Annotated in this window: 10 protein-coding genes and 2 pseudogenes; 6 read left to right on the top strand and 6 right to left on the bottom strand. The window is 31.1% G+C overall.

Going from position 1 to position 13,045, the window contains the following annotated elements:
- Positions 1 to 93: 93 nt before the first annotated feature.
- The 5 genes from G0Q09_RS13765 to G0Q09_RS13745 all read right to left on the bottom strand — a co-directional run bounded on the left by G0Q09_RS13765 (position 94) and on the right by G0Q09_RS13745 (position 7,394).
- On the bottom strand, positions 94 to 402 hold the full coding sequence (locus G0Q09_RS13765; protein WP_219035297.1) for a YobI family P-loop NTPase: 309 nt from the start codon (positions 400 to 402) through the stop codon (positions 94 to 96).
- Positions 403 to 501: 99 nt separating this feature from the next.
- Entirely contained in the window at positions 502 to 3,603 is a 3,102-nt protein-coding gene (locus G0Q09_RS13760; RefSeq protein WP_219035296.1) for a type I restriction endonuclease subunit R, read from the bottom strand.
- Between the two features lie 37 nt (positions 3,604 to 3,640).
- The gene (locus tag G0Q09_RS13755; protein WP_219035295.1) at positions 3,641 to 4,825 is read right to left on the bottom strand and encodes a restriction endonuclease subunit S; all 1,185 of its coding nucleotides are present in this window, start codon (positions 4,823 to 4,825) and stop codon (positions 3,641 to 3,643) included.
- Positions 4,822 to 5,850, bottom strand: a complete 1,029-nt coding sequence (locus tag G0Q09_RS13750; RefSeq protein ID WP_219035294.1) for a virulence RhuM family protein — start codon at positions 5,848 to 5,850, stop codon at positions 4,822 to 4,824. The genes G0Q09_RS13755 and G0Q09_RS13750 overlap by 4 nt, the downstream gene beginning before the upstream one ends.
- Positions 5,847 to 7,394, bottom strand: a complete 1,548-nt coding sequence (locus tag G0Q09_RS13745; RefSeq protein WP_219035293.1) for a type I restriction-modification system subunit M — start codon at positions 7,392 to 7,394, stop codon at positions 5,847 to 5,849. The genes G0Q09_RS13750 and G0Q09_RS13745 overlap by 4 nt, the downstream gene beginning before the upstream one ends.
- A 252-nt stretch (positions 7,395 to 7,646) precedes the next feature.
- On the opposite strand from G0Q09_RS13745, the pseudogene G0Q09_RS13740 reads away from it, so the two are divergent.
- The 3 genes and pseudogenes from G0Q09_RS13740 (at position 7,647) to G0Q09_RS13730 (ending at position 10,208) form a co-directional block, all read left to right on the top strand.
- Positions 7,647 to 8,561, top strand: a pseudogene (locus G0Q09_RS13740) (IS481 family transposase).
- Between the two features lie 115 nt (positions 8,562 to 8,676).
- Positions 8,677 to 8,943 carry a helix-turn-helix transcriptional regulator gene (locus G0Q09_RS13735; RefSeq protein WP_114999438.1) on the top strand — a complete coding sequence of 89 codons (267 nt, stop codon included), beginning with the start codon at positions 8,677 to 8,679 and terminating at the stop codon, positions 8,941 to 8,943.
- 2 nt (positions 8,944 to 8,945) lie between these two features.
- Positions 8,946 to 10,208 carry a type II toxin-antitoxin system HipA family toxin gene (locus G0Q09_RS13730; RefSeq protein WP_114999436.1) on the top strand — a complete coding sequence of 421 codons (1,263 nt, stop codon included), beginning with the start codon at positions 8,946 to 8,948 and terminating at the stop codon, positions 10,206 to 10,208.
- Positions 10,209 to 10,394: 186 nt separating this feature from the next.
- On the opposite strand, the pseudogene G0Q09_RS15065 reads toward G0Q09_RS13730, so the two are convergent.
- Positions 10,395 to 10,526 (bottom strand): annotated as a pseudogene (locus tag G0Q09_RS15065) (IS3 family transposase); the annotation flags it as partial.
- 603 nt (positions 10,527 to 11,129) lie between these two features.
- Between G0Q09_RS15065 and G0Q09_RS13725 the strand changes: the two are divergent.
- The 3 genes from G0Q09_RS13725 to G0Q09_RS13715 are packed head-to-tail and all read left to right on the top strand — an operon-like array spanning position 11,130 to position 12,603.
- Positions 11,130 to 11,336 (top strand): helix-turn-helix transcriptional regulator, encoded by a 207-nt coding sequence (locus G0Q09_RS13725; protein ID WP_114999434.1) that lies wholly within the window; start codon positions 11,130 to 11,132, stop codon positions 11,334 to 11,336.
- Positions 11,333 to 11,659 carry a HipA N-terminal domain-containing protein gene (locus G0Q09_RS13720; protein ID WP_219035292.1) on the top strand — a complete coding sequence of 109 codons (327 nt, stop codon included), beginning with the start codon at positions 11,333 to 11,335 and terminating at the stop codon, positions 11,657 to 11,659. Before G0Q09_RS13725 ends, G0Q09_RS13720 begins: the two co-directional genes overlap by 4 nt.
- On the top strand, positions 11,656 to 12,603 hold the full coding sequence (locus G0Q09_RS13715) for a HipA domain-containing protein (RefSeq protein ID WP_219035291.1): 948 nt from the start codon (positions 11,656 to 11,658) through the stop codon (positions 12,601 to 12,603). Before G0Q09_RS13720 ends, G0Q09_RS13715 begins: the two co-directional genes overlap by 4 nt.
- Positions 12,604 to 13,045: the final 442 nt, after the last annotated feature.

Below are 13,045 nucleotides of genomic sequence, written 5' to 3'. Positions count from 1 at the left end.
TGAAATATGGTAAGGTCAAAAATCCTAATGATTTTCCTACATTTCAAATTAATCAAAATAATAATACAATAATATTAAATAAAAACTCTACTTTTAAGTGTTCTTAACAAGGGGAAGATTACATCTTCTTTTAGCGATTGTTTGTTGTTTAATAAATGACTTTATAATACTGCTTTTCCCAGAACCATATGAACCTGTGATTGCGATATTTTTATCTGCTTTATTATTTATTCCCCACTCTAATTTATCAGAGTAATTTTTTATTTCATCCTCTTTTAAATGAATTGAATTTAGATGTGAAAATTGTATAATTTTTTCTTCATTTGTTAATTCAGATTTATTTTTTTCAGAACAATTAACACATTCATCGTTATTATTTATAATAGAATCTCTTGAAGGCATTTGTAATAATATATATCCGTAAATTTAAGTTTATTCTTTTATTAAAAAATCCTCAACTTCGCTGTTGAGGATTAATACTATTTTTAAAGATAGACTTCTTTACAATCTTCCACCTACTCCCTTAAACTTATCAATAAAGGCACTTATTTTTTGAAAAACAGTTTGCTTTTTTGTAAGATATTGTGGATTTAACGGACTCATTTTGGGTAAAATGGCGTTTAATTCAGTACCGTTAGAACTTGCGTATTCCCGTTTTAAAGAAGATTCGATGTAGCGTTTTGTCGCTTCTTCGTTTAAGTTTTCCTCTACGATTAATTCAGTAGCTTCTTCTTTTTGTTTGACTTGCGCATACTTAAAGAACGAATCAATAACCGTTGCTTTATCTGGTATGGAATCTAAATCTGTTTCGTTAATGAAATCCACTACTAAAGATTCTTTACCTCTATTCCCAATACTTGCACGAATTACTCGACTTATTTCTTCAACTAATTCAGCTTTGTTTTTTGTTTTTTTGTTGTGATCGAAGATTAATTCTAAGATGTAATCTAAATTAATCTCTTGAGATTTTAATAAATCAACTTCAAAAACCACATCATCCCAATCGATTCCACCATCTTCTGGTTGTTTCCCTTCTTTTTCTTTTCTTAACCAATCACGAATATCATTATACGTCGAACGATAGTCTTGTTCTACACGTTGTGGTAACAACTGAATCTTTTGCATCACAGCTAAATCATCATCTGAAACATGGTACATTTCTTTGAATTCTTCTACAGCAGTCGCATCGCTTTGGTCAATGCTTTGTAAGGCTTTTAGACTTGTGAATTCATCGTAGTTTTGTAAGATATTTTCAACGCGTAAGTATTCTCCGAATAATTTTGTAAACTCCTTTTTATCCTTCTCCTTTTCAATTGCATCTGGATTTGGGAATTTTGTATTTAATTCGTTAACTACTTCAATAAATCCTCTACGTGCATCACCTGTTGAAACATCTGTAAAACCTTCTAAATATTCTTTGTAGCTTTTCTCTAAAACAACATTCTTCGTGTTTTTATTTCCAAATAATGTGATGGCATCAATCGTTGCTTGTTCCAAATCGCGGAATGTAACAATATTTCCAAAAGATTTCGTTGCATCTAAAATACGATTGGTACGAGAAAATGCTTGAATTAAACCATGGTAACGTAAGTTTTTATCAACGAATAAGGTATTTAATTTTGGTGCGTCAAATCCAGTTAAAAACATACCGACAACGATTAATAAATCGATTTCTTTGTTTTTTACTCGTTCTGATAGATCACGGTAGTAATTCTGGAATTCATCGCTATCCACACCATAACTTGTTTTGAACATCTTATTGTAATCGTTGATGGCTTTCGTTAAGAATTCTTTTGCTGTACTGTTTAAAGCAGAAGGCTCGAATGATTCATCTATGATTTCTCCAATTGCTGATTGTTCTTCGTTCGCTGCAAAAGAAAAGATCGTCGCAATCTTCAACGGTTTTTCACTGTCTATTTGCTGACGGTTTAATTCTTCGTAATAATGTTTAGCTGCTTCTACGCTACTCACGGCAAACATCGCATTGAAACCATTGTTTCCACCTTTTGTACGGTGTGTTTTGATGCGATAATTCTGTAAGATGTATTTCGAAATTTCGCTGATACGTGCAGGATGCAGAAAGGCTTTCTTCGCATCTTCTGCATTCAATTTCTTTTCATCTATTTCTGTCTCAACGCCTTTGAATTGTGGTTTTACATTGTGGTAATCCACTTTGAATTTTAAAACCTTTTCATCTCTGATGGCATCTGTAATGACATACGCGTGTAATTCTGAACCAAAAACACTTGCTGTGGTTTCTGCACCTAATGCATTTTTAGGGAAAATTGGTGTTCCTGTAAATCCGAATTGGTAATATTTTTTGAATTTCTTTTGCAGATTTTTTTGGGCTTCACCAAATTGAGAACGGTGGGCTTCATCAAATATGAAAACAACTTGTTTATTGTAAATATCCAACTCTTGATCGCCTTTCATTAAGTTGTTTAACTTCTGAATGGTTGTAACAATAATTTTATTGTCGTCTTTTTCGATATTTCGTTTTAAACCTGCTGTACTGTTTGAACCGTTGACACTATCAGGCGAAAATTTTTGGTATTCTTTCATGGTCTGAAAATCTAAATCTTTACGATCCACTACAAAGAATACTTTATCGATAAAATCTAATTTAGTCGCTAAACGAGCAGCTTTGAAACTGGTTAAGGTTTTCCCTGAACCGGTAGTATGCCAAATGTATCCACCACTTTCTAAAGATGACCATTTTTTGGTTTGATAAGCACTTTTAATTTTCCATAAAATACGTTCGGTTGCTGCTATCTGATAAGGTCGCATTACCAATAATGTATCTTTTACATCAAAAACCGTATACGTTAGTAAGACATTTAATAACGTGTTTTTTTGAAAAAATGTGGCTGTAAAATCCTTTAAATCTTTGATTAAGGTATTATCTGCTTTTGCCCAATTCATCGTGAAATCGTAACTGTTTTTGTTACGCGTAACGGTATTGGCAAAATAACGTGTATCTGTTCCATTCGAAATTACAAACAACTGCAAGTATTTGAATAGCGAATTATCTGAATTAAAGCTCTCTTTGGAATAACGATGGACTTGATTAAACGCTTCACGAATGGCTACGCCACGTTTCTTCAGCTCTACTTGAATCATCGGTAATCCGTTGACCAGAATTGTTACATCGTAACGATTTGCGTGCGAACCTGTTTGTTCTACCTGTGAGATAACCTGTACTTTATTACGCGTAATATTCTCTTTATCGACTAAATAGATGTTTTGAATGTGTCCATCATCAAATACAAAATCGTAGATGTGGTTATCGTGAAGTTTACGCGATTTATCGACTAAACTATCACTTGGTTTATCTAAATATTCTACAAGAAAACGCGCCCATTCGTTATCGGTAAATACCATATTATTCAATGCTTGTAATTGTGTACGCACATTGACTAACATAGCTTCAGTTGATTTGAGATGAGTCGGATTCTCGTATCCCAGATTAATTAAATCTTGGATGAATTCTTTTTCTAAGGCAGCTTCTGATTGATAAGCCACTGGAGCCTCGTTTAATTCGTAGAATTTGGTGTATTTGTCCAATACAATGTAATTGTTGGATTCTGCGATCGTTTTGTACATCTTATGTTATTCTAGTAGCTGTTAAAGGTTGTATGGGTTAATTTTGAGGAAAGCTTAATAACTTTTCTCTGTAATATTCGTATTGTTGGGTTCTTAGTTTAATTTCTTTTGAAATCTCTTCTTCGATGGCTGTATGTGTGGCATCGAATTGATCTAAGAGTTTTACAATGCATTCTTGTTCTTCTTGTGATGGTATCGATATATATATATTCTTTAAAAAAGTACCTGTAATAAGAGGCTGTCCAGCACCTTTTGCAAATTGATTTAAATTCATATTAAATAAAAAATAATACAGAAATTTAGTTAATACTTTTTCACTTTTCTCAATAACTAAAGCGTTATCAGAAACATCATATTCTCCATCTGCTATATATACAAAACCAGCATTAGCACCTACACGTGCTACTAAAATTCTTTCTGAATCAAATTTTTTAACATCAGTCTTACCAATTATTCCTGTAGACCCATATAAAATATATTTACCATTATCTGATTTATCTTTATTTTTTCCAGAAGCAATTTTACATAAGTCACCTAATTTAACTAAATCTAATTCACCCTCCTCAAACCTAAACAACTGCTCACGGAAGAACTCGAATTGTTTTTTACGGTTTTGGCGTTCGGTTTCTAATTCGGTTGTTAATTGATTGGTTAAAGATGTTAATTCATCTAAAACACGAACAATTTCTTGTTGGATTTCAAGTGATTTTTCTGGATTATCTGGACAAGGGATTGGGATTTTAATTTTTACGAATCTTTTCTTGGACACATTATATCTTGTAACTCCACTAGCTGTTTTAATAATTTCATCACGAATAGATTTACTTCTAAATAGATATTTAGAAAATTCTGGTAATATTTTAATTTCAGATTTAAATCTTAATCCAAAAGAAAAACTGTTTAGAAAAACTTTAGCCTCAGAATTAAAAGTTACGGCAGAAGAAATACCTGCTTCACTAGCATTTTCAGAAGAACCTGTAAATAATACATCTCCATATTTAACTTCATATTGATTCTCATTAGATGAAACCTTTACCATTTCAAGAGCTTCCAAATCAACTTCAATATTGTTATAAATATTTTTATAAGTAACATATTTTGCATTACCATCGGTAAAATCGGACTTATTTTTACCTTTTAGTCCACCATATATTTCTGAAATATCACCTAATGCTTTCCACTCAACATCAACCCCTTGTAATAACTCTTCTAATTTACTCATGATTTCCCTCCTTTTTTGTTATTTGCTTTAGCCTGTTTATCGCCTGCTTTAGCTTGTTTTTCTAAGATTGTAATGGTTTTTAGGTATTCACTTTCCACATTGCTAAGGGTTTTGGCTTTGTATTTTTTGTATTCTAAGGTTGCTTTCTCTTTCATTGCAGCATTAGAGATACTCCCTGCATTATCTAAAACTTTGCGTCCTGTCGAATTCAGGATATTATCTAACTCTCGGATATAATCGTTCATACACATTGGGCGTTCTTCAATGGCATTTAATTCGGCTAAATCAAAATAGGCTGCTACCAAGTTATTTAATACGCGTAATTCTTTTTCTTCTAAAAAATTTTTAGCAATCATCGCTTCAGCTTGTGTAGGCTCATCGCCTTTAAAATTGGTTAATCCAACAAAAGGCTTATCGCTATCTACACGCATATAGATGACTTCGCTTGCAGTATGCCCATGAGCAGCATAATGCAATTTGTTTTGTACAATTTTGAAAAAAGTTACACTTGCATCACTTTTTGGGTCGTAATCGGTTGCTGTAGCGTACAAATCTAATATTTGGCGGTACATTACCTTTTCACTTGAACGGATATCACGAATACGGTCTAAAAGTTCTTTCCAATAATTGCCTCCACCCAAATTTTTCATGCGTTCATCATCCATCGTGAACCCTTTTACGATGTATTCTTTCAGCCGATTGGTTGCCCATTGACGAAAGCCTGTAGCAATCTTCGAGTTTATTCTATACCCCAAAGCAATAATCATATCAAGATTGTAATAATCCAGTTCACGAGAAACTTCACGATTACCTTCTATTTGAACTGTTCGGATTTTCCGAACAGTTGCTTCTGCAATCAGTTCTTCTTCTGTAAAAATATTCTTAATATGTTCACTTACTGTTGATTTTGAAGTTTGGTATAATTCAACCAATTGTTTTTGCGTTAACCAAATTGTATCGTCATCCAATTGGACATTAATTTTAGTTTGTCCATCTTCTGCAGTATATAAAATTATTTCACTCATCCTTCGATTTCTTTAATTAGGTTATCAATTGCTGTACGTAAGGTTGTAATGTTGTTCACAGTTTCAGCTAACTCAGTATTTAACACTTCAATATCTATGACTTCGCGTGTATCTACAGCTTCTACATATGAACTTACAGAAAGGTTGTAATCGTTTTCTGCGATTTTTGCATTGTCGATTGTTAAAGCAACGTGTTCTAGATTTTCTTTCGAATCGAATAACTGCATAATCTTCTCGATATGTACATCCTCTAACATGTTGTTATTGGTTACTTTTTTGTAGAAGTCCTCACCTGTTGCATCGATAAATTGTGTTTTGTACTCAGATTTGTGTTTTGATAACACTAAGATATTTACGCCAATAGAAGTCCCAAAGAATAAATTAGCAGGTAAGCTAATCACCGTTTCTACAAAGTTGTTGTCCACCAAGTATTTTCTAATTTTTTGTTCTGCTCCACTACGGTAAAAAATACCAGGGAAACATACAATGGCTGCACGTCCTTTACTTGATAAGTAATTCAACGCATGTAAGACAAAGGCAAAATCTGCTTTTGATTTTGGTGCTAAAACTCCTGCAGGTGCAAAACGATCGTCGTTGATTAATGTTGGATCATCCGAACCTACCCAAGGAATGGAATAAGGTGGATTAGATACAATGGCATCGAATGGTTTATCGTCGATAAAATGAGGATCGGTTAATGTATCTCCTAATTGGATGTTGAATTTATCGTAATTGACATTGTGCAAAAACATATTCATACGTGCTAAGTTGTAGGTTGTATGATTGATTTCTTGTCCAAAGAATCCATCCTCGATAATGTGGTTATCGAAATGTTTTTTCGCTTGTAACAACAAAGAACCCGAACCAGCAGCAGGATCGTAGATTTTGTTCACCGTAGTTTGTTTGTGCATCGCTAATTGCGCAATCAATTTCGATACGTTTTGAGGCGTAAAGAATTCACCACCCGATTTCCCTGCATTTGCTGCATAGTTGGAAATTAAGAATTCGTACGCATCCCCAAATAAGTCGATTTGGCTATCCTCGAAACTACCAAAGTTTAATTCAGCTACACCTTTTAAAATTGCAGCTAAACGTTTGTTTTTATCTTCTACGGTATTTCCTAAACGTGTACTTGTCGTATCAAAATCTGCGAATAAACCTTTGATATCTTGTTCAGACTCGTATCCATTTGCTGAGTTTTCAATATCTGTGAATATCGCTTTTAGATCTGTATTTAAGTTTGAATTTTTGTGTGCTTTATCGACTACATTACAAAACAATTGACTTGGATAAATGAAGTATCCTTTTGTTTTGATGGCGTCGTCTTTAATTTCTGGCGTGATAATGTCGTCTGCTAATTTTGCATAGTTTACACTTTCATCTCCACCTTCGATGTAATTGGTGAAGTTTTCACTGATGAAACGGTAGAATAATGTTCCTAACACAAAGTGTTTGAAATCCCATCCGTCTACTGAGCCACGTACTTCGTTGGCGATTTTCCAGATTTTAGCTTGTAGTTCTGCTCTTTGGGTTGTATTTGTCATTGTCTTTATTTCTTTTTAAAGATAAAAATTATCTTTTGTATAATCATTATTGTAAACATTACAAGTTTAATGCATTTAAACGCCAAAATAAGACGTTAGTGCTTTTTTGTATTGGTTTGTTTTTTACTTGTACAAATATACATTCTATGTGTGCAATGTTTTTGCATAGTTATTTTTCAATTTGAATTAATTCCTGTGGGTACGTCATATCCTCGTAGACTAAATTAGTAAAAAAACTAATATAGCCTTATGATGATTAAAAAGACAAAAGAAATAGCAGCTTACTTAACTTATAGTAAAAAACTACAAGTTCTAAAATACGCCAAAGAATATGGAAACAATTCTATCGCTTATAAATTTTTTGGAGTTAAAAAGAGCACATTTTATAAGTGGAAAAAAGCATATGAAGAACATGGAGAAGAAGGTTTACTCAGAAAGAAACCAACTCCTCGTACTTTTCCTAAATAAATTAAGCAAGAGATTGTAAATAAAGTATTAGAACTTCGAAAAGAGCATAAATTAGGGACTTGGCGAATTAAATGGTATTTAGAACGTTATCATGATATTTTAATATCAGAATCAAGTGTTTATCGTATTCTAAAGCGTAATAATGTCGCTAGATTAGACAGAAAGGTGACTAGAAGGGCAATGCATAGTATTCGATACGAAAAAGAAACACCTGGTCATCATGTACAAGTTGATGTTAAATTTCTGATTTTTCATGATTCAAATGGCACTGAAATCAAACGATTTCAATACACAGCGATTGATGATGCTACACGAATTAGAGCACTTAAAATCTCTGAAAAACATAATCAATTAAGTTCAATTGAATTCATAAATTATGTTGTAGAAAAATTCCCTTTTAGAATTAATACAATTCAAACAGATAATGGACACGAATTTCAATCAAAGTTTCATTGGCATGTTCAAGATTTAGGAATCAGACACCGATTTATAAAAGTGGGTACACCTCAGTTAAATGGGAAAGTTGAACGATCTCATTTGACTGATAAAAAAGAGTTTTATCAACTTTTAAGTTACACAGATGATGTCGATCTAAATCAAAAATTAGAACAATGGGAAAAATTTTATAATTTCGATAGTCCACATGGTTCATTTAAAGGAAAAACACCTTATGAAATACTAAAATCTAAACTAAAATAATTATATTTAAAGCCTACGAAGTCATGAAGTACGACAGGTTTAATACAAACAAAATGTATACATTATTATATATTTTGTCTAAAATTCGTACATTTGATTATTATAATATACATTTATGTTAGATTTCACAACAATAAAAGATGTAAAAAATTCAATTGGTGAATGGTGTAAGAAAATGCGAAAAGCAGAACACTTAACACAACAAGAATTAGCTGATGAATTAGCGCTTTCTCGTTTAACAATTGCTAAACTTGAAAATGGAGAGAATCCTACAATCGAAACTCTTTTGAAAGTATTACAGTATTTTGACGAAATGAAATCAATCAATCAATTCGTTTCAGATAAAATTGAAAATTTAGATAATAATCAATCCATGTATTAATTATGGCAAAGAATCAAATCATTTCAATCAATTTTCATGGAATTGAAATTGGTAAAATTGGTTATGACGAAAACCAAAGGAAATCTTCATTCCAATATAATCCTGATTTTTTGGAGAATAACATCTATAAAAAAATATTTCCTTACGTCATTCGTAGAACACCTAATGTACAAGTGTTTTCTGAATTTGAGGGAGAAACATTTCGTGGTTTACCACCTATGATTGCTGATTCTTTACCTGATTTTTTCGGTAATATTGTCTTTAAGGAATGGCTTGAAGCGACTCAAAAAGACATAAGTTCAATCACTCCTTTAGAACAGCTTACTTACGTAGGAAAAAGAGGTATGGGAGCGATAGAATTTTCACCTGCAAAAGAAATTAGATCCAATCAAACAATTAATGTCGATGAAATTACAGAAGTAGTTAAAAAAGTATTGGATTTAAAAACTTCCACCGAAGAAAAAGGATTAAGTGATATTGCTTTACTGAATATTTTCAAGATTGGAACTTCAGCTGGCGGTGCACGACCTAAAATTTTGGTTTCGGAAAATAAATCTACAGGACATTTAATTCCTGGTGATTTAGAAACTTCTGAAGAATATAATCATTATTTAATCAAGCTTTCGATCGACGAAGATCAAGGCTATTCAAAAGAAAAAATCGAATATATTTATTATCAAATTGCAACTTCCATTGGAATTGAAATGATGCCTTCTAAATTAATTGAAGATAAACATTTTGCAACATTACGATTTGATCGTCAAAATGGACAAAAACAGCATATTTTGACAGCTTCAGGAATGACAGGGTGGGATTTCAAAAAGCCTGAAAATTCGTCTTATGAAAATCTTTTTAAACTAGCCTTTGATTTGAAACTTTCGCACAAAAATATTCAGCAATTATTTAAACGAATGGCTTTTAATCTTGTTTTTTTTAATATTGATGACCATTTAAAGAATTTCTCATTCATTTATGATACAGAAAAAGACCGTTGGAATTTAGCTCCTGCCTATGATTTAACCTATCCGTTAGATGCTTTAAAAAACTATCTTCGAATTTCAAGAGCGATGTCTATTAATGGAAAACGAACTGAAATTAATCGAACTGATTTACTGAAAATAGCTGATTTATTCACGATTAAAGATGCTAACGGAATTATTGATGAAGTCGTACAATCGACTAATCAATTCAGAATCCTATGTCAAAAACAAAATATTACTGAAAAAGTGATTGATAAAATTGAATCTGAGTTTTTAATGTTTTAATTAAAAATAGCGTGATACTAAATACAATTCGTTCAAGAGGATTTTGAATATCTTCAAAGAAAGACTCAGTTAATTTATATTGATAAGGGTTTTTGCTATTGAAGATTTTTATATTAATAGAAGATTTGCAGTTTTATGTAAGCAAATTTTGATAGCTGGTTATGCAAATAAAAAGTACAGTAAAATTTAAGCTACATTTTTGTAAACATTATTTAAGTTATTAAATTCTTCAATTGTTTTGTAATTCAATGAGCTGTGTCTTCTTTTTCTGTTGTACCAAATATCAATGTATTGAAATATTTCGCTTTCCATTTGTTTTATGAAAATCTGTACGTTGTCAAAATGATTTGGACACCTCTTTCTAAAAATTAAGAGAGTGTTTGGTTTATAAATTTATTATTTTTTCTTTCGAACACACTTTAGATCCTTTGCTCGTAATTCTGAACAATTTAACTAAAATTCGTCATTTCGATACTAAATCGTCGGATTTTTAATTTCTTTTCCAATATTCAAATTCGCTTTTAGTACGGTCACTGAGGTTTTAGAAGGAAAAAATCAAACATGCGAAGGGAAAAGATCAAACTATCAAGAAGAAAAGGTTTTCAGTATGGTTAAAATTTAGTTTATATCCATTTGTTATACGTCTTAATTAAAATTCGTCAGTTCGAGTGATTTTTCGAAATAATAATGAAGAAAAATTGTATCGAGAATAGAATTTTATCTTCAAAAAATTCAGCCACCAAAAGATCGTTCCCTGAGTTCTAAAAAGGAAAATATCGTAAAAGTGTGACTTCGAGAACCTCAGCCACAAAGAAATAATCGTACCCTAAAAGGTATAATTATTACGTTTATATAAATTTTATACCTTATTGGGTATAAAACAAAAATTATGACTATATTTATACCTCAAAGGGTATAAGTATGAATCAATCAATTGCAGAATTTATCAAACAAAAAAGAAAAAGATTAAAACTTACACAACCTGAATTAGCTGAGAGAGCTGGAGTTGGTTTAAGATTTATTCGTGAACTAGAACAAGGAAAACCTTCTGTAAGGTTAGATAAAGTTAATCAAGTTTTAGCTTTATTTGGTTCTGAAGTTGGTGTAATTGATAAAATTGAGCAATGAGAAAAGGTTTAGTCTATTATAAAAATCTATTTGCAGGAACAATTTCTGAAAATGAAAATGGTTATATTTTTAAATACGATCAAGAATATTTGAATAATTTGGAATCGAAACCAATTAGTTTAACGCTTCCAAAACAACAAGATTCGTATGAAAGTAAAATTTTATTTCCTTTTTTTGATGGATTAATACCAGAAGGTTGGCTTTTGAATATTGCAGTAAAAAATTGGAAATTAAATTCTAAAGATCGTTTTGGTTTATTATTAACCCTTTGCAAAGATTGTATTGGAGCTGTTTCTATCATTTCAAATAATGAAGAATTATGAAAAAATGCCTTAGTTGTTACAAAGAATTAGCAGAAAATGAAATTGATTTTCATTCTAAATGTTCTAAAAAAATATTTGGTTCAATAAATCCTCCTTCAATTGATTTTGACAGCAAACAATTAGAAGAATTAGCAAAAGAGTTGATTGTAAAAAGTGTGACAGTTACAGGTGTGCAACCAAAATTATCTTTAAATCTTATAAGCGATATAAATAAACAATCGAGATTTACAATTGTGGATCTTGAAGGAAATTATATTTTAAAACCTGCTTCAAAAGAATATATCGACTTACCCGAAAATGAAGACTTAACCATGCATTTAGCGGAATTGGTAAAAATAAAAACAGCAACACACACACTTATTCGGCTTAAATCAGGTGAATTGGCTTATTTAACAAAGCGATTTGATCGAAAAAATCAAGATAAAATTGCTGTTGAAGACTTTTGTCAATTGACTGAAAATTTAACGGAACATAAATATCGAGGATCAATAGAAAAAATCGGAAAATTAATCTATCAACTAACTAAAAATAGTGGATTTGAAGCTCAAAAATTATTTGAAATTGTTTTATTTAATTACTTGACTGCAAATGCTGATATGCATCTTAAAAACTATTCATTAATCGAAAATGATTTCAATGAATACGAATTATCTCCAGCTTACGATTTATTGAATACACTGTTATTAATTCCCAATGATAAGGAAGAATCTGCATTAACAATTAATGGTAAAAAAAATAGATTAAAAATAAAAGATTTCAATCAGTTAGCGAAAACATTAAAAATACCTAATAAATCAGTAGAATCTATTTACAAAAGATTCATCAAAATTAGACTAAAATGGATCGATTTTGTGGAGATTAGCTTCTTAAATAAAGATACTAAACAAGCGTATATTGAAACATTGAACACTAGATTTAATAAATTGTTTAGTTCTAATAATTAGAGCAAGTATGACTTCAAGAACCTCAGCCACCAAGAAAACCCGTTCCATGAGGCACTCGAAGGGAAAAGAGTAAACACTCGAAAGGAAAAGATCGTAAAATGTGACTTCGAAAACCTCAGCCACCAAGAAAACCGTTCCCTGAGCATTCTAAATGCAGTATCTTTCTATCACTTTTTTATTCATAGCTTAATCTATTTTAATTATAGATATTCATTTGAAACAATTAATAACTCATGAATAAAAAATGAATGAATATAGTTTTTCAAAATCCTTTTTCTAATTCAAATTCGTTGTCACTTTTAACAACAAATTTTGTCATTCTGATTTCTATGACAAAACCAAGTTATTTTTATAAATATTTTGATTTTTAATTAGTGCATAAATTCTGTGAATTATTTTATTTCTGACTGCGTTTAAGACCGACATTTTATTTTTCCCTTCT

Origin of the sequence: Empedobacter falsenii, assembly GCF_019308355.1 — a bacterium.
GTDB lineage: Bacteria > Bacteroidota > Bacteroidia > Flavobacteriales > Weeksellaceae > Empedobacter > Empedobacter falsenii_B.
The sequence above is the reverse complement of the archived record's forward strand: the minus strand, read 5'-3'. Positions and strand labels throughout refer to the sequence as shown.